The 17,022-nt window shown below is 74.1% G+C and carries 17 protein-coding genes; 11 read left to right on the top strand and 6 right to left on the bottom strand.

Annotated features, from left to right (window positions below; translation table 11 throughout):
• Positions 1-5: 5 nt before the first annotated feature.
• Entirely contained in the window at positions 6-260 is a 255-nt protein-coding gene (locus tag ACFU74_RS29010) for a hypothetical protein (RefSeq protein WP_380761971.1), read from the bottom strand.
• A 221-nt stretch (positions 261-481) separates the two neighbouring features.
• Entirely contained in the window at positions 482-895 is a 414-nt protein-coding gene (locus tag ACFU74_RS29015; RefSeq protein ID WP_380761973.1) for a hypothetical protein, read from the bottom strand.
• A 366-nt stretch (positions 896-1,261) separates the two neighbouring features.
• Between ACFU74_RS29015 and ACFU74_RS29020 the strand changes: the two genes are divergently transcribed.
• Positions 1,262-1,816, top strand: a complete 555-nt coding sequence (locus tag ACFU74_RS29020) for a hypothetical protein (RefSeq protein WP_380761975.1) — start codon at positions 1,262-1,264, stop codon at positions 1,814-1,816.
• Between the two features lie 65 nt (positions 1,817-1,881).
• Here ACFU74_RS29020 and ACFU74_RS29025 read toward each other — a convergent pair whose 3' ends face one another.
• A complete protein-coding gene (locus ACFU74_RS29025; protein ID WP_380761977.1) occupies positions 1,882-2,484 on the bottom strand; it encodes a hypothetical protein in 603 nt (200 codons plus the stop codon).
• A gap of 238 nt (positions 2,485-2,722) precedes the next feature.
• On the opposite strand from ACFU74_RS29025, the gene ACFU74_RS29030 reads away from it, so the two are divergent.
• The 3 genes from ACFU74_RS29030 (at position 2,723) to ACFU74_RS29040 (ending at position 8,016) form a co-directional block, all read left to right on the top strand.
• Positions 2,723-4,027 carry an SGNH/GDSL hydrolase family protein gene (locus tag ACFU74_RS29030; protein WP_380761979.1) on the top strand — a complete coding sequence of 435 codons (1,305 nt, stop codon included), beginning with the start codon at positions 2,723-2,725 and terminating at the stop codon, positions 4,025-4,027.
• A 418-nt stretch (positions 4,028-4,445) separates the two neighbouring features.
• Positions 4,446-6,665: a hypothetical protein gene (locus ACFU74_RS29035; RefSeq protein WP_380761981.1), complete on the top strand. Its 2,220-nt coding sequence runs from the start codon at positions 4,446-4,448 to the stop codon at positions 6,663-6,665.
• Entirely contained in the window at positions 6,655-8,016 is a 1,362-nt protein-coding gene (locus ACFU74_RS29040; RefSeq protein WP_380761983.1) for a hypothetical protein, read from the top strand. Before ACFU74_RS29035 ends, ACFU74_RS29040 begins: the two co-directional genes overlap by 11 nt.
• A 447-nt stretch (positions 8,017-8,463) precedes the next feature.
• Here ACFU74_RS29040 and ACFU74_RS29045 read toward each other — a convergent pair whose 3' ends face one another.
• Positions 8,464-8,670, bottom strand: a complete 207-nt coding sequence (locus ACFU74_RS29045; RefSeq protein WP_380761985.1) for a hypothetical protein — start codon at positions 8,668-8,670, stop codon at positions 8,464-8,466.
• A gap of 397 nt (positions 8,671-9,067) precedes the next feature.
• On the opposite strand from ACFU74_RS29045, the gene ACFU74_RS29050 reads away from it, so the two are divergent.
• From ACFU74_RS29050 to ACFU74_RS29080, 7 genes are all read left to right on the top strand, one after another.
• Positions 9,068-10,339: an ABC transporter substrate-binding protein gene (locus ACFU74_RS29050; RefSeq protein WP_380761987.1), complete on the top strand. Its 1,272-nt coding sequence runs from the start codon at positions 9,068-9,070 to the stop codon at positions 10,337-10,339.
• A complete protein-coding gene (locus ACFU74_RS29055; RefSeq protein WP_380761989.1) occupies positions 10,336-11,256 on the top strand; it encodes a carbohydrate ABC transporter permease in 921 nt (306 codons plus the stop codon). Before ACFU74_RS29050 ends, ACFU74_RS29055 begins: the two co-directional genes overlap by 4 nt.
• Positions 11,253-12,086 carry a carbohydrate ABC transporter permease gene (locus tag ACFU74_RS29060; RefSeq protein ID WP_380761991.1) on the top strand — a complete coding sequence of 278 codons (834 nt, stop codon included), beginning with the start codon at positions 11,253-11,255 and terminating at the stop codon, positions 12,084-12,086. The genes ACFU74_RS29055 and ACFU74_RS29060 overlap by 4 nt, the downstream gene beginning before the upstream one ends.
• Before the next feature lie 9 nt (positions 12,087-12,095).
• On the top strand, positions 12,096-13,289 hold the full coding sequence (locus ACFU74_RS29065; protein ID WP_380761993.1) for an ABC transporter ATP-binding protein: 1,194 nt from the start codon (positions 12,096-12,098) through the stop codon (positions 13,287-13,289).
• Positions 13,290-13,440: 151 nt separating this feature from the next.
• A complete protein-coding gene (locus ACFU74_RS29070; protein ID WP_380761995.1) occupies positions 13,441-13,707 on the top strand; it encodes a GlsB/YeaQ/YmgE family stress response membrane protein in 267 nt (88 codons plus the stop codon).
• A gap of 197 nt (positions 13,708-13,904) precedes the next feature.
• Positions 13,905-14,648, top strand: coding sequence for a polyprenol monophosphomannose synthase (locus ACFU74_RS29075; protein WP_380761997.1), 744 nt, complete (start codon positions 13,905-13,907; stop codon positions 14,646-14,648).
• Between the two features lie 15 nt (positions 14,649-14,663).
• Positions 14,664-15,920, top strand: a complete 1,257-nt coding sequence (locus ACFU74_RS29080; RefSeq protein ID WP_380761999.1) for an aromatic acid exporter family protein — start codon at positions 14,664-14,666, stop codon at positions 15,918-15,920.
• A 29-nt stretch (positions 15,921-15,949) separates the two neighbouring features.
• Here the strand turns inward: ACFU74_RS29080 and ACFU74_RS29085 are convergent, their stop codons facing one another.
• Together ACFU74_RS29085 and ACFU74_RS29090 are read right to left on the bottom strand one after the other, a co-directional pair.
• Positions 15,950-16,405, bottom strand: coding sequence for an SRPBCC domain-containing protein (locus ACFU74_RS29085; protein ID WP_380762001.1), 456 nt, complete (start codon positions 16,403-16,405; stop codon positions 15,950-15,952).
• Positions 16,406-16,409: 4 nt separating this feature from the next.
• A complete protein-coding gene (locus ACFU74_RS29090; protein ID WP_380762002.1) occupies positions 16,410-16,883 on the bottom strand; it encodes a VOC family protein in 474 nt (157 codons plus the stop codon).
• Between the last annotated feature and the right edge of the window lie 139 nt (positions 16,884-17,022).

Raw genomic sequence — 17,022 nt, forward strand, 5'->3', positions numbered from 1 at the left:
CGCCCTCACAGCTGCGGAATGTCGCCCACGACCACGCCGCCGGCGACCTCGCCGGTCGGGGAGTCAGGGAGCACCTGGTCGGGGTGGGCGTCCTCGTGGGCGGTGGCGGCCCGCAGCTGGGCGTCGTACTCGTCGTCCCCGAGGGGGTGGCGCCGTCTCCCTGGTGGGCGGCAGCGGCCCGCACCGCCCTGTCGACGGCGTCGGCGCAGTCGGCCCGGGAGGAGAAGGTGGCAGCGGTCTCGTCGGTCATGGGGCATCATGCCGAGTGCCACCGACAACACCGGTCGTACCCCGAGGATCCCTGGCTCGTCCTCGGGACGTCCGGCGGACCGGAAGCCGTCGCAGGAGTGCCAGGAGCGCCAGGAGCGCCCCGGCGCCGGGCGGCTCGGATCGGCTGTGCCGAAAGGCCCGGTCCCGCCGACCACGCGGTGCGGCGGTGGGCCGGGCCCGAGCCGGCCGGGGCCGGGGAGTTCAGGCCGGATCAGGGAGTGGTGCAGACGGCGGTCGCCCGGATGGACTCGGTCCCGGTGCCGGTGTTGGTGCCGCGCACGACCCAGAAGTCGCCGCTCGCGAAGGAGTCGGTGAAGAAGATCCGGAAGGCGCTGGTCTGGCCGCCGCCGCCGGTGGGCACCTCGCCGGCCGGACAGGCCACGAAGGCGACCCCGTTGGCACCCGGGGCGACATCGACCCAGTCACCGACGACCTGGTCGTGCGCGGCCAGCAGCGCAGGGTCGGCGGCGGGCTGCTCCTGCGGGAGGACGACGTCCGGCTTGACGACGGCGGGCTTGTCGACGGGCTGGTCGGCGGGCCTGTCGTCGGCGACGGCCGCGGTGCTCGCGGCCAGGACGCCGAAGACGGCGAGGGCGGTCAGGGCCAGCGGCCTCATACGGGTCATATCGGTCTCCTGGGGATTCAGGGTTCGGGGTTCGGCGTTCGTCGGCGGGGGTCGTTCCGCCGCGCCGGCCCGATCCGTACCCGAACCACCTCGCCCCTCCCCCGGTCCGCCGCCCGGTTACCCGGGCGGCGGAAGAACGCTGCCTGGCCGGGCTAACAGCCGGCCACCGGCGGCTCCTCGGCCGCGGCCGTTCCGAGCACGCCTTCACCCGGGTCGAGCGGACCGGTCCGCACGGTTCGGCCGCTCGCGTCGGCGCGCCCCCGCCGGGCGCTCGGCACCGGGCGCCGCCGTCGCGGTCCGCGGCCACCCCCTCCCCGCGCGGAAATCCGGGTGCCGTCCGGCGTGTCGGGTGGGATGCTGCGCGCCATGAGCGCACCCGAACCGTTCGACGAGTCGGACTACCTGCGGGAGATCGAACGCCTCGCCCGTCACGTCATCGCCGAGGTGCCCGACGAGGGCCTCACGCACGGACCGGACCCGCAGGACGCGACGCCCTTCCAGCGCAGTCTGAACGCGCTGGCGCGGGCCGTGCGCCACTACCACTTCGAGGGCGATGGCTGCATGGAGGACGACCGCCCCCTGCTCAGGCTGGCCGCCGCCGCGGTCCTGAAGCCCGACGCGATGCCGGCCGGGACCGACGAGGACTACGGGCAGATGTGCGCGCGGTTCGGGGTCGAGCCGCGTCCGGAGGGCTGGGCGCTGTGGCACACCTGGGGTGGCGGGGAGCAGGTGACGATGGTGGTGACGGCGGTCGCCACCACCGAGGGGCTGTTCCGCAACTGGTCGCTCGGCCGGGAGTTCGACCCGGTGACCCCGCTGCCCTCGCAGGTCGCCCTCGTCCACCGGGGCTGGAGCGGCCCGATGACGCTCGCGCCGCGCGGCGCCCGGCGGGTCGGCTGCGAGGGGCGGCCGCTGTCCTGACGCGGGGCCCGATGCAGCCCCGACGCAGGAGCCGTCGCCCCGAATGGAGCCGCTACAACCCGGGGTCAGTGGAAGACGATCGCGTGACCGTCGGCGAGGCTGGCCAGGCAGGCCCGGTGGAGCTGCTGCCAGGCGAACTGCTCGGGCTCGAACGGCCCCTCAGGGGCGCGGAGTCCGTCCGGGATGATGCCCAAGGCCGGTGCGATGCCGACGAGTTCGCTCAGCAGCCGCTGGCTGGAGCCGACCATGCCGGCGCCCGCGACGCCCGCATCGGCGGGCAGGAACAGCGGGTCGACGAAGTCCACCGGAACGTAGTAACCGGCGTTGTCGGCATGGCAGATGAGGTGCGAGGCGAACATCGACGCCTCGTCCTGGATCAGCTCGCAGTCACGCTCCCAGCCGGCTCCGTCCTCCTCGGCGGGCGTGACCGGCTCACCGCGTCCGGTGAGCGCCAGCACGCGGCGCAGCCGGGTCAGGTGACGGTAGGGGAAGCCGCCGGAGAAGGCCGGGTCCTGCGGAGGACCGTCGAGCGGCGGCTCCCGCCAGTCGATCCCCTCCGCCCCGAGCGCCGCGCCGAGCCGGTCGAAGGCGCGGCGGTGGTACTCGAACCCCTCGGGGTCGTTGCGCGCCTGGTCGTGGAGCATTCCCACCGATATCGAAAGTCCCATGGCAGCACAGCGTAGGCGACCGCTCCGACAGCGGAGCCCGCTGACGACCGCCGACCGCGGGCGGGTCGGCCGCCGGCGGGTCGGCTGCGGCCGGGTCGGGTGCGGCGTGCCGGATGCGGCGTGCCGGGTTCGGACCGCCGCCCAAGTCGGCCGGGACGGCCGTTCGTTCGAGGCTGTTCCGCCGGACGGGCCGGGCGCGGTAGGTTCCGGGAGATCCCACCGGCCCCAGGAGTCACCCGTGCCCGCAAGGAAGCCGCTCGTCCGTGCCCGCCGCCGTGCGGCGGGCGCCGCCGTCGGTCTGCTGACCGCGCTGAGCGTCGTGTTCACCGCCGTCCCGGGGGCGCCGCCGGCCTCCGCCGGGACGGCGGCCGGCGGCTGGACCGCCGCCTGGGGCTCCTCGCTCGTCCGCCCGACGGCGCCACAGCCCTGGTCCTGGCCGAACTGGGCCTGGGACGGCTTCGCCGACCAGAGCCTGCGCCAGGTGGTCCGGGTCGGCGCCGCGGGTTCCGAGCTGCGGATCCGGGTGTCCAACCGGTACGGCGGGCAACCGCTGCGGCTGACCCGGGCGAGCGTCGCCCGGGCCGGTGACGGCGCGTCGGTGCTCCCGGGGACGGTCGGCGAACTCCGGTTCGCCGGGCGCCCGGACGCCGTCGTGCCGGCCGGGGCGGAGCTGCGGTCCGACGTCCTGCGGCTGCCCGTACGGCCGCTGGAGCGGATCGCGGTCACCCTCTACTTCAGCGCGGCGACCGGCCCGGTCGCCCTCCACGAGGACGGGCTCACCGCCGCCTACCGGGCCCCCGGCGACCGCACGCAGGACGCGACCGGCGAGGCCTTCGCCGGGGCGACCAGCGAGTCCCACTACCTCCTCGCGGGCGTGGACGTGCGCGGCGCCCGCACCGAGGGCGCCGTCGTCGCCTTCGGCGACTCGCTCACCGACGGCTGGGGCTCGACGCCGGGCGCCGACCGCCGCTACCCGGACCGGCTGGCCGAACGGCTGCGCGCCGACGGGCGCCGGCTCTCCGTCGTCAACGCCGGGCTGAGCGGCAACCGGCTGCTGACCGACTCCCCCTGCTACGGCGGGCGCGGCCTGGAGCGGTTCCGCCGCGAGGTGCTCGACCGGCCCGGGGCGCGCACCGTCGTGGTGCTGATCGGCATCAACGACATCGGCGGTGGCGGCCTGGACGACTGGGGCTGCGGCACCCACCCCACCGTCACCGCCCGGCAGCTGATCGACGGCCACCGGGCACTGATCGACGCGGCGCACCGGCGCGGCCTGACGGTGATCGGCGCGACCCTGACCCCGTTCCGCGGCTACGCGCCGTACTACTCGCCGGAGAAGGAGCGCGTCCGGGACGCCGTGAACCGCTGGATCCGCACCTCCGGCGCCTACGACGCGGTGGCCGACCTCGACCGGGCCCTCGCCGACCCCCGGCCGGACCACCACGACCGCCTGGCCCCCGCCTACGACTCCGGCGACGGCCTGCACCCGGGCGACGCCGGAACGGCCGCCATGGCCCGGGCGGTCGCGGACCTGGTCCCCTGAGACCACGGCCACGTCGGCGGACCTGCGGCTCCCCGCACCCGGGCGGGGAGGTCCGGCCGCTGCGGTACTGTCCGGTCGGTTGCAGACCGAGTTGTCGGTCAGCCGATGTCGTCCCTGATCAGAACCGCTGTGACCGGACCGATCGCTGCGCGACGGCCGCCGCGGACAGTACTGGTCCGACGACGATCCCGAGTGGCGCGGGGCTCCGTTCCGGGGGCCTCCAAGAGGCCCCACGCCGGCAGCCCCGAGCGACGAGGTGCCGCTGTCATCCCACCCTTCAGCCGTTCGTGCCGTGACGGCATTGCGGCGCCGACCGTGCCCGCGGCCCCCGCCTCGCGTCGTTCCGGACCAGGGCAGTCCGCATTCGTCGGGACCGGCATGGGTAAGGTGACCAGCCGAACCACCGGGAGGGACGCCGATGCGGACACCGACAGGGATACGGAGACGGACCGGAGCATTCGGGGCCCGGGCGGGCACGGCGCTCGCGGCGCTCGTACTGCTCGGCAGCGCCGGAACGGCCGTTGCGGCCGACCCGAGCGCCGCGCCCGGCCCCACGGCAGCGTCCACGGCGCCCGCCGCCGGCGCGCCGACCGCTCGAACCACCGACGGCAGCACTCAGTCCGAGCGCCTGGCCGGGGAACTGCGCAAGAACCCGGTCTACGTCTCGGCCGCCCACCCGCGCAGGCTGCCGCGCTCGCTCGCTCCGGAGATCGCTGCCCTCGCCGAGCGCACCGGCGTGCCCACCTACGTGCTGGCACTGCCCGACGGCGACGCCGCCCTGCTCGCCCTGGTGCACGACCGGCTCGGCGCGGACGGCCTCTACGTGGTGATCGGCGACTTCGGCCGCATCACCGCGTCCGCGTTCGGCGTCGACATCCCGGTGGAGGACGCCCGCCGGGTCTCCCGGTACGGCACCCCGTACGGTGCCGGGCCGCTCGCCGCGTTCGAGGCCTTCGTCGACGCCGTCGCCTCGGGCAAGGACCGGGCCGCCGCCAGGGCCGAGGAACTGTACGACCGGTACCGTGACGGCGACCGGCAGCGCCTGTACATCAGCTCCACCGACCGGCAGAACCAGAACGTGCTGCTCGGGCTGGCCGTGGTGGTGATCCCCGGTCTGGTGCTGGCCCTCGGCCTTCGCCTCTCCCTCCGCCGGACCCGCCCCGGCGAGCAGGTCGGCGCGGCCCCGGCCGCTCGCCCGAGCAGGAAAGCCGCCGTCAGCCTGGCCAAGGAGCCGGAGACGCCGCACGCCGCCCGGTCCAGGGCCACCGTACGGGTCAGCCGCAGCCTGCTGCCGGTGACGCTGCTGGCGACGGCCGCCGCCCTGTTCGGCGTGGTGCACTTCGCGCCCACCGTCTTCCCCCAGGTCGTCGACAGCCCCTATCTGAACGTCACCCAGGCGGACGTCGACGCCCGCGTCGACGAGATCGCCGCCGGGCTCAGGGCCGACCCGATCTACCAGGACCCGTCCGGCCCCGACGCACTGCCCGCCGCAGACCTGCCCGCGATCCGGCAGCGGCTCACCGAACTCGCCCCCAAGGGCCCGGTGCACATCGTGGTCACGCCCACCGGCAGCGACGACGAGACCGCCCACGACGGCGACCTGCTGCTCGCCCTGATCCACGAACGCACCGGCCGCGACGGCGTCTACATCCTCGTCGACCCGCTGACCGGCGTGATCGACCTCGACAGCTACGGCACCGACCAGGACACCCTGCGCCGCTTCTCACGCGTGCCGACCGAGGTCAGGTACGCGCACGGGGAGACCAAGGGTCCGAACGTGGTGCCGCGACTGGAGCGGGTACTGGACGCCGTCGCGTCCGCCGAGCCGAAGCCGGGCTACGACCCCGCGGAACGCCGCACCACGCTGCCCCCACTGCACGACAACCGGCTGCCCGCCCTCTTCAGCGGCAACGACTTCGGGGGCGGCATCGGGCTCGGCGTGATGCTGCTCGGCGCCCTGCTGCTGCTGGCCTGGGCCGCCCTCGCCGCCGGCCGCACCGTGGTCCGCTCCCGGCGCGCCCGCGCGACCCGCTCCTCGCCGCAGCACGCCACGCCCCGGCGCACCACCCCGCTGCCGTCCCTGCGGCAACTGCGCGCCTGGGCCGGTGAGGACGTCCGCGAACTCGCCGCGCAACTGGCCGCCGCCGACCAGGACGCGCCCGGCCGCACCCGCGCCTGGGACTGCCTGGACGCCGCCGCACTCCTCACCGGCAGAAGCGAGCAGCGCCCCGACGAGTCGACCGGGGCAGGCGACCTGGCCGCCGTCGTGGTGCTCGCCCAGGCCGGGCTCGACGCCCTCCGCGGCCACCTCCACCCCACCGTCTGCCGGCTCAACCCGCTGCACGGCGAGGCCACCGGCGGCCGGGTGCCGGCCTGGCTCGCCGACCTCGGCCTCGGCCCCCGCTCCGCGCAGTTGTGCCCTGCCTGCCGGGACGCCCTCCGCAGCGGCGGAGCCGACCGCACCACCGCCGACCGGGCCGCCCGTGCGGGCCGGGCCCGCGACCGGGTGCTGCGCCTGCCGGGGGCGGACGACCGCACCCGGACCGCCTGGGACGAGGCCGGGCAGATCCTGCCGACCGCCCGCGAAGGGCTCGACGCACTCATCCTCAGGGCCAGGGAGTCCGCCAGTGTCCAGTGACCGACCGACCGTCCGCCCCCCGTCCGCCGGCCACGACCGTCCCCGCACCGCGGTCCTCGACCGGCGCCTGCTCGGAGGGCTGTTCGTCGCCCTGCTGACGGCTTGCGCGGCGTTGCTCGGCACCGGTGCCCCCGCCCGCGCGGACGGCCCGGGCGCCGGACCGACCGCCACGACGATCGTCGAGGCGCTGGCCACCGCCCCGGTGTACGTCGACCCGTCCTTCGCCGCTGCCGTCACCACCTCCCAACAGCGGGAGCTCGCCGACCGGATCGCCGCGACCGGCCTGCCGATCAAGGTGGTGCTGGTGCCGCTGAAGAAGGGCGACGCGTTCGACGGCAGCGCCAAGTCCCTGGCCGCAGTGGTCCAGGAACGCCTCGGCCTGCCGCAGTTGATCCTGCTCACCAACGACGAGTACGGGAGCTGGCTCAAGGGCACCGAGTGGCCGGACGACGCCCACCAGGCCCGCGACGCGGCCATGGCCGTGGGCATGCTCAAGGAGCTCAAGGACGCCGGACTGGCCGCCCGCGTCGCCCGAGCCGTCGACCTGATCAAGACCGGCCAGGGCACCGAGGTCTACAAGGCCGAGGCCGCACGCGCCGATCGCGAGCACTCGGCCCGGCCCAAGCCGAAGGACAGGGCCGCCGAATCCTCCTCCGGCAGCCGGGGGACGCTGCTCGTGGTCGCCGCGGCACTGGTCCTCGCCGTCACCGCCGCCGCCTTCCTGGTACGCCGCCGCCGCTCGCCGCGGCACACCGCCTTCACCTTCCCCGACGCCGTCTTCGCCGCCGACCGGGCGGCCGACGAGGCCGGGCTGCGCCGGCAGGCCGCCGCCGAGGTGCTCGCCCTCAGCGAGGCCGTGGACGGCGCCGACGGGGCCACCACCCCCGGCCTGGCCCGCGCCCTGGACGCCTACGACGCGGCCGGCCGGGTCCTGGACTCCGCCCGCGGCATCCCCGACCTGGCGGGCGTGCTCGCCCTGGCCGCCGAAGGACGCTCCGCGCTCGCAGCCGAAGCGCAGCTTCCGCTGTGCTTCTTCGACCCCCGGCACGGCGCCGCCGTCAGCCGCACCGTCTGGCGTCCGCTCGGCCGCCGGGAACGCGTCGACATCGCCGTCTGCGAGGACTGCGCCCGGGCCCTGCGCGCCCGCCGCGCACCCCAGGTGCTCGCCGTCCGCGACCAGGGGCGTACCGTCCCCTACTTCGAGGTGCCCGCCGACCGCAGCCTCTGGGCCGCCACCGGCTACGGCTCGCTGCTCTCCGGCCCCGACGACACCCTCGCCGCCCGGGTCGGCACCGGCGAGTTCAGCCGCGCCCGGCAACAGTCCGAGGACCGGGGCGCCACCGAGGACTGAGCCCAGGTGGGTCTCCTGACGGAGCGCCGGTTCCCCGACGGAACCGGCGCTCCGCCGCTCCGCCGGAGCCGGGACCTCGACCTCGGCCCCTTCGTCGCGAAGGTGGTCGGCGCTCCTGCGCGGTCAGCACTGCTCCACCGCTGAGCTGCGCGGTGAGCAGCGGGTCGGTGGGCGGATCCGGCGAGGCCCGCCCGGTGCATTGACCGGGCGGCCGTCCTTCCCACGGAGGGTACGGAGTCGGCTTTAGTTCAGTCGAGACTTGGGTGCGCCGGGAATCCCAGCTGATGTGGTCCTGGCCGGGCAATGCCGGATGCCGTCTCAGTTGATCTGGTCCGGCTCCGCGGTTTCGACTGCCGGGTCCCGCCCCGGTGATGCGAGCCCGGATCGGCTGTGGAGATCACGATGAAGCTCACTGATCGAGGCGGACACGCCGCGTCGGCACAGCGATCAGCAGAGGGGAGCGTTCACCCATCCCGAAGACAGGTTGCCGCTGTAGATCCATCCGTACTCCGTGAAGACCCACCAGGTGTCGTGCTGCGTGTTGAGGTACCTGCACCCGGCGAAGACGGACACTCCTGATCCTGCGTCGGAGTGGTTGTAGCAGTCGGAGCCCGGACCGGACCAGATGTGGGTCGGGTTCTTGGTGGTCTTCACCTGTGGTGCGTCGAAGTAGATGGTCGGACTCCAGCCGCAGCGCACAAGGAGGGCCGAAGGGCCGGACGGACCCGGGGCCGCTTGTGCGGGTGTGATGATTCCGGTGCCGAGCGCGATTGCGGCCGCAGCTGTGACTCCGATCCTGCCGAGACGTGAGCGCATGGACATGGCGTCCCTCCGTTTCCTCGGACCGGCCGACTGGAAGGCCGGACATTGCATCAGGATGAACGACATGCACAGATCAAATCAATGGCGCGCGGTCGTCGGAGCACAGCACTCGTGCGCCGTTGGGCCGGTCGGGCGGAGGGTGGGGTGTCGGGGGTGGCTGGGCGGGGCGGGGGGTGGGCGGGGGCCTAGCGTGGGGCAGCCGCGGGGCGGTCCAGTGGAGGGAGTCGCGATGCCCGGAGCGAGCCGGCGGGTCGTCGTCGCCCTGGTGGTGGTGCTCGCGTGGGCGTTGACGGGGTGCGGGTCCGGGGACGGGTCCGGGGGCGGCGGGGCGGTCGTACTGGACTGGTACAACTTCCCGGACGACTCGGGGGCGCTCCAGCAGGCCGCGGACAACTGCGGGCGTGACTCCGGCGGGCGCTACTCCATCCGGTACAACAAGCTGCCGCGCACCGCCGACGGACAGCGGCAGCAGTTGGTGCGCCGGCTGGCGGCGCACGACACCGGCGTGGACATCATGGGGCTGGACGTCACCTGGACGCCCGAGTTCGCCGAGGCGGGGTGGGTGCGCGAGTGGACCGGGGCGCTGCGGGAACGGGCGGGCGAGGACACCCTGGCGGCGGCGCTGCGGACGGCCGTCTGGAAGGACCGGCTGTACGCCGTCCCGTACAACTCCAACACCCAACTGCTCTGGTACCGCGACGACCTGGTGACCGCCGCACCCGCCACCTGGGAGGAGATGCTGGAGACGGCGCGGCGGCTGGCCGAGCAGGACAAGCCGCACTTCATCGAGGTGCAGGGCGCCCAGTACGAGGGACTGACGGTCTGGTTCAACACCCTCGTCACCAGCGCGGGCGGCTCGATCCTCACGCCCGACGCGACGGCGCCCTCGCTGGGCGAGCCGGCCGTCACCGCCGCGCGGGTGATCCGGGACGTGGCCCGCTCCCCCGCCGCCGACCCCTCGCTGTCCAACCAGATGGAGGACGAGAACCGGCTCGCGATGGAGTCCGGGACCGCCGCCTTCGAGCTCAACTACCCCTTCGTCTACCCGTCGATGAAGGAGAACCAGCCCGAGCTGTTCGCGCACTTCCGCTGGGCGCCCTACCCCTCGGTCGTCCCCGGGCGGCCCGCGACGGTGACCATCGGGGGCATCGACCTCGCCGTCGGCGCCTACTCCCGGTACCCGGCGCAGGCCCAGGAGGCGGTGCTGTGCCTGCGCAACCGCGAGAACCAGTTGACCAACGCGCTCAAGGGCGGCCTGCCGCCGTCGCTGCGCAGCCTGTACACCGCCGCCGAGCTCACCGAGAGCTACCCGTTCGCGGCGGACGTGCTGAAGGCCCTCGACTCCGCCTCGGTACGGCCGCAGACACCCGCGTACCAGAACGTCTCGATCGCCGTCGCGCACGCCCTCTCCCCGCCCTCGGAGGTGGACCCGGAGCGCACGGTGGCCGGCCTCGCCGGGCAGATCAGGGACGCGCTCGGCTCGAAGGGGTTGATCCCGTGACGAGGACCCGAACCGCCGCGAGGGCCGCAGGGGGGCTCTCGGAGGGGTCCCGGCAGGAGCGGCGGCTGGCCTGGCTGCTGTGCGCGCCGGCCGTGCTGGTGATGCTGCTGGTGACGGCCTATCCGGTCGGCTACGCCGTCTACCTCTCCTTCCAGCGCTACGACCTGCGCTTCCCGGACCGCTCCGAGTTCGTCGGCCTCGCCAACTACGGCGCCGTGCTGTCCTCGCCGTACTGGTGGCAGGCGCTGTGGGTGACGGTGCTGATCACCGTCGTCTCGGTGGCCGCCGAGCTGGTGCTGGGCCTGGCGCTGGCCCTGGTGATGCACCGGGCGGTGGTCGGGCGGGGCGTGGTGCGCACGGCGGTGCTCGTGCCGTACGGGATCGTCACCGTGGTGGCGGCCTACTCCTGGCAGTACGCCTGGACGCCCGGCACCGGCTACCTGGCGGCGCTGCTTCCGGAGGGCAGCGCGCCGCTCACCGAGCACTGGCCGGCGATCGCCCTGATCGTGCTGGCCGAGGTGTGGAAGACCACGCCGTTCATGGCCCTGCTCCTGCTGGCGGGCCTGGCACTGGTGCCGGGCGAGACGGTCCGGGCGGCGATGGTCGACGGCGCCGGGTTCGGGCAGCGGCTGCGGCTGGTGATCCTGCCGCTGATGAAGCCGGCCATCCTGGTGGCGCTGCTGTTCCGGACCCTGGACGCGTTCCGGATCTTCGACAACATCTACGTGCTGACCGGCGGCGCCAATGACACCGGGTCGGTGTCGGTCCTCGGCTACGACAACCTGTTCACGGCGCTCAACCTGGGCATCGGCTCGGCGATCTCGGTGCTGGTGTTCCTGTGCGTGGCGGCGATCGCCCTGGTCTTCGTCAAGGTCTTCGGCGCGGCGGCGCCCGGCGGCACGGCGGAGCAGCGGTGAGCGCCCGGCGGGCCGGGGCCGGGGCGGGCTGGGGCGTGGTCAACCTGGTGGTGGTGCTGTACGCGCTGTTCCCGGTCTGGTGGATCGCCGCCCTGTCCTTCAAGGACCCGGCCACCCTGACGGACGGCAACTTCGTGCCGCGCAGCTGGACGCTGGAGAACTACCGCGGCATCTTCCGCACCACGGAGTTCACCCGGGCGCTGGTCAACTCGATCGGCATCGCGGTGATCGCCACCACCATCGCGGTGGTGCTCGCCACCATGGCGGCGTACGCGGTGGCCCGGCTGCGCTTCCCCGGCAAGCGGCTGCTGATCGGGATGTCGCTGCTGATCGCGATGTTCCCGCCGATCTCGCTGGTCTCGCCGCTGTTCGAGATCGAGCGGGCGCTGGGGATCTTCGACACCTGGGCGGGGCTGATCATCCCCTACATGACCTTCTCGCTGCCGCTGGCGATCTACACCCTGTCGGCGTTCTTCCGGGAGATCCCGTGGGAGCTGGAGAAGGCCGCCAAGATGGACGGCGCCACCCCCGCCCAGGCGTTCCGGCTGGTGATCGCCCCGCTGGCGGCGCCGGGCGTGTTCACCACCGGCATCCTGGTCTTCATCTTCTGCTGGAACGACTTCCTGTTCGCGATCTCGCTGACCTCCACGGACGCCGCGCGCACCGTGCCGGCCGCGATCGCCTTCTTCACCGGCAGCTCGCAGTTCCAGCAGCCGACCGGCTCGATCGCCGCCGCGGCGGTGGTGATCACGGTGCCGATCGTGCTGTTCGTGCTGTTCTTCCAACGCCGCATCGTGGCCGGCCTGACCGCCGGCGCAGTGAAGGGATGACGCGGACCGATGGCGGAGATCGTCCTCGACGGCATCAGCAAGCGCTACCCCGACGGCTCGGTGGCCGTCCACGACCTCGACCTGACCGTCGCCGACGGCGAGTTCGTCATCCTGGTCGGGCCGTCGGGCTGCGGGAAGTCCACCACCCTGAACATGATCGCGGGCCTGGAGGACATCACCGGCGGCACCCTGCGGATCGGCGGGCAGGTGGTCAACGACCGGGCGCCCAAGGACCGGGACATCGCGATGGTGTTCCAGAGCTACGCGCTCTACCCGCACATGACGGTCCGCCAGAACATGGGCTTCGCGCTGCGCCTGGCCAAGGCCGACAAGGCGGTGATCGCCGCCAAGGTGGCGGAGGCCGCCCGGATCCTCGACCTCACGGAGCACCTGGACCGCCGACCCGCCAACCTCTCCGGCGGGCAGCGCCAGCGGGTCGCGATGGGCCGGGCGATCGTTCGCGACCCCAAGGCGTTCCTGATGGACGAGCCGCTGTCCAACCTGGACGCCAAGCTGCGGGTGCAGATGCGCACCCAGATCTCCCGGCTGCAACGGCGCCTGGGCACCACCACCGTCTACGTCACCCACGACCAGGTCGAGGCGATGACGCTGGGCGACCGGGTGGTGGTGCTGCGCGCGGGCGTGGTGCAGCAGGTCGGTCCGCCGCAGCGGCTGTACGACGAGCCGGCCAACCTGTTCGTCGCCGGGTTCATCGGCTCGCCCGGCATGAACCTGCTGCACGGGCGGCTGGAGGAGGGGGCGCTGCGCACCGCGCTGGGCGACCTGCCGCTGCCCGACCGGCTGCGCCGTCGGCTCACGGCGGCGGACGCGCCGCGCGAGGTGGTGGTCGGCATCCGGCCGGAGGACTTCGAGGACGCCGCGCTGCTGGAGCACCCGGCGGGCGGCGCGACCGTCACGGTCGGGGTCGAGGTGGTCGAGTCGGTGGGCTCGGACGTGTTCGCGCACTTCACGGTGGAGGGCGACGCGGTCTCCGGCGGCGGCCTGGAGGAGGTCGGCGCGCAGCAGGCGGAGGCGGGCGCCGGGGCGCCCGGCCGGGAGGTGGTGGCGCGGATCGGCACCGCCACCCGGGCGGCCGAGGGCGCCCCGCTCCGGCTGTGGATCGACACCGGGCGGTTGCACGTCTTCGATCCGGCCACCGGGACGGCGCTCAGCGGCGGGGCCGACGGTCAGGCGGACGGTTAGGCGGACGGCCGGGCCCGCGGGGAGGTCGGACGGTTAGGACGCGGAGAAAGGGGCAGGCGGGGGCGCGGACGACCCCACTCCCCCGTTGGACGTGCCGTGCCGGTCGGTTCGGGCGATCATGGGGGGACGCGCCCTCGAAAGGTGGAATGCAATGTTCCAGCTCCTGTGGATTCTGCTCATCGGCTTCGTGCTCGGCGTGATCGCCAAGCTGATCCTGCGCGGCCCGCAGGCGATCCCGTGGTGGCTCACCATGCTGCTCGGCGCGGCCGGGGCCTGGCTGGGCAACGCGGTCGCCGGCTGGGTCGGCGTCCGGAACACCTCCGGGATCGACTGGATCCGCCATCTGCTCCAGCTCGGCTTCGCCGTCGCCCTGATCGCCGTCGTCGCCCCCGCGTGGAGTTCGCGCAGGACCAGATGACGGTCCGGCAGAGCGGCGTCCGCGACGGCGCGGCTAGACTCGCACGGCCGTACCCCGGACCGGCCGCGGTACGGACCGGCCGGACGACGGACCGGCCCCGGTACCGACGACGGCCGGAGCACTGGACGACCGTCCGACCCGCCGCGGGTGCCTGACCGCGCCGGAGCGCGGGCGCCGAACTCGCGAGGGAACAGAAGATGGTCGAGGCCTCCCCGAAGGTCGTTGTGGTCGTGCCCACCTACAACGAGCGGGAGAACCTACCGGTCCTCGCCGGACTGCTCGCCGACCTCGACCTGCCGAACCTGCACCTGCTGGTCGTCGACGACAACTCGCCCGACGGCACCGGCGAGGTCGCCGACAAGCTGGCCGCCGAGTCGGCCGGGCGGGTGCGGGTGCTGCACCGCACCGAGAAGGACGGCCTGGGCCGGGCGTACATCGCCGGCATGACCCGGGCCCTGGAGGACGGCGCGGACGTGGTCGTCCAGATGGACGCCGACCTGTCCCACCCGGCCTCCGTCCTGCCGCTCATGGTGTCGACCCTGCTGGCCGGCGACACGGCGGTGGTGATCGGCTCCCGGTACGTGCCGGGCGGGTCGACCGCCGAGGAGTGGCCGTGGCACCGCAAGGCGCTCTCGGCCTGGGCCAACCTCTACGTGAACACCGTCCTCGGCCTGGGCGTGAAGGACGCCACCGCCGGCTACAAGGCCTGGCGGGCGCAGACCCTGCGGGCGATCGACCTGCCGTCGGTGCACAGCAACGGCTACTCCTTCCAGGTCGAGCTCAACCACCGGGTGGTGCGGCGCGGGCTGACCGTCGAGGAGGTGCCGATCCGCTTCGAGGAGCGGGTCGAGGGCGCGTCGAAGATGAGCCTCGCGGTGCAGGTCGAGTCGGCCCTCGCCCCGTGGAAGCTGCTGCGCGAGGGGCGCCGCGGGAAGCCGTAGCGAAGGGAGGTCCGGGTGGCCGTGGCGCCCGAGCGGGCCGCCGCACTGGTGCGGCGCGCCGCCCGCGAGCCCTTCGCCGTGCAGACCGCCCGGGCGACCGTCGCGGCCACGCTCTCCTACGTGGTGGCGACCTGGCTCAGCAGTGAGCCCGCCCCGCTGACCGCGCCGCTCACCGCGCTGCTGGTCGTCCAGGTCACGGTCTACTCGACGCTCACCACCAGCATCCGCCGGGTGAACTCGGTGGTGGTCGGCGTGCTGATCGCGATCGGCTTCAGCACGGTGGTCGGGCTCTCCTGGTGGAGCCTCGGGCTGATCATCCTGGCCTCGCTGGTGATCGGCCGGTTCGTCCGGGTGGACGAGTTCGTCCAGGAGGTCGCGATCAGCGCGATGCTGATCCTCGGCGTCACCCAGGTGACCTCCCAGGCCTGGGACCGGGTGCTGGAGACGCTGATCGGCGCGAGCGTCGGCCTGGTGTTCAACCTGGTCTTCGCGGCACCGGTCTGGGTGGACACCGCGGGCGAGTCGATCGAGGACCTCGCCCGCCGGGCCCGGCACCTGCTGCTCGACCTCTCCGACCAGCTGGGCCGGCCGACCCCGGTCGCGGACGCCGCCGAGCGCCTGCACGAGGCCCGCCGGCTCGACCAGGCTATCGCCGACGTCGACGCGGCGCTGCGGCAGGCCGAGGACAGCCTCCGCTTCAACCCGAGGATCAGCGAGGGGCTGCTCTCCCGGCTGGTACTGCGCACCGGGCTGGACACCCTGGAGATCTGCGTGGTGGTGATCCGGGTCATCTCGCGCTCGCTGACCGACCTCGCCAAGCGGCGGGCGCCCGGGGAGCCGCTGGTCGCCCCGGCGCTGGCGGTGGCGCTGGAGGAGTTGCTCGCGCACGTCGGCGGCGCGCTGGTGAGCTTCGCCGTGCTGGTGACCACGCAGGTCAGCCTGAACGCCGAGGAGGCCGAGGAGCGGCTCAACGCCGAGCTGACGGCTGCCTGGGCGAGCCGGGAGAACGTCGCCCGGCTGCTGCTGGAGCAGGTGCGGGCGCATCCGGAGGCCTGGCACCTGCTGGGCTCGCTGCTGACCGAGGTGGACCGGATCCTCGACGAGCTGGACCTGGAGCACCGCTCGCGGCGGCTGATGGAGGAGCTGGACCGGGCGTCGGTGGCGAGCCGGGAGCGGTTCTCCCGGCTCGGCCGGCTGCGGCGGTGGATGCGCGGAGACCTTCCTGGGCTCGGCCGGGTGCGCCGCCGGCGCAAGCGCGCCGGGCGGCGCTGAGCGCCGCCGCGGGGCTCAGGGCTCGGGGCTCAGGGCTCGGGCATGGTCCAGGGGTCCTGCGGGAGCGGGTGGCCGGTCTCCAGGTAGGTCTTGAGATTGGACAGCACGGCCGACCAGCCCGCCTCGGCGTCCGCGCGCTCGGCCTCGTCGGCCAGGTTCTCGTGGGTGACGGTCAGCCGGGTGAGGTCCCGGTGGGAGTGCAGCTCGAAGGTCACCCGGGACGGCCCGGCCGGCCGCTGCTCACCGGGGCCGGCCCAGGTGGTGACCAGGCGGTTCGGCCGGTCCGCCGACTCCACCGTGCCGACCACGTCGGCGACGCCGGAGCCGTCCGCGCGCTGGTGCTCCCAGTGGGCGCCGGGCTGCCAGGTGGAGACGTTGCGGTGGCCCCAGTAGAGGCCGGACTCGTCCGGGTTGGTGAGTGCGTGCCAGACCCGGTGCGGGGTGGCGTGCAGGTAGGAGATGTGGCGGTAGGCGGGGACGGCCATGCGCTCAGCCCCCGGCCGCTTCGAGCAGCCGCCGGATGTCGATCTTGCGCATGGTCAGCATCGCCTCGGTCACCCGGGCCGCCTTCTCCCGGTCCGGGCCGGAGACCAGGTCGATCAGGATGCGCGGGGTGACCTGCCAGGACAGGCCCCAGCGGTCCTTGAGCCAACCGCACTGGCTCTCCTGGCCGCCGCCCTCCAGCAGGGCCGCCCAGAGCCGGTCCACCTCCGCCTGGTCGTCGCACTCCACCTGGAGCGAGACGGCCTCGGTGAACGGGAAGATCGGGCCGCCGTTGAGGGCGACGAACGGGCGGCCGTCGAGTTCGAAGGCGACGGTCACCACCGTGCCGGGGGTGCCGGGTCCCGCCTCGGTGTAGCGGGTGACGTCGGTGATCCGCGAGTTGGGGAAGACCGAGGTGTAGTAGCCGGCGGCCTCCTCGGCCTGGTCGTCGTACCAGAGGCATGGGGTGATCTGCTGCATGGAGCCGACGGTAGCCGCGCTCCCCCGCCGGGCGGGCGCCCCCCCGCCCGGGGGGAGCCGGTGGGGGCCCCCCCCCCCCGGGCGGGCCGCCCGCGGGGGGCGGGCCCCCGCCCCCGGAGGGGCGGGGGGACCGCGGGGC

The organism is Kitasatospora sp. NPDC057500 (assembly GCF_042802195.1).
Lineage (GTDB): Bacteria > Actinomycetota > Actinomycetes > Streptomycetales > Streptomycetaceae > Kitasatospora.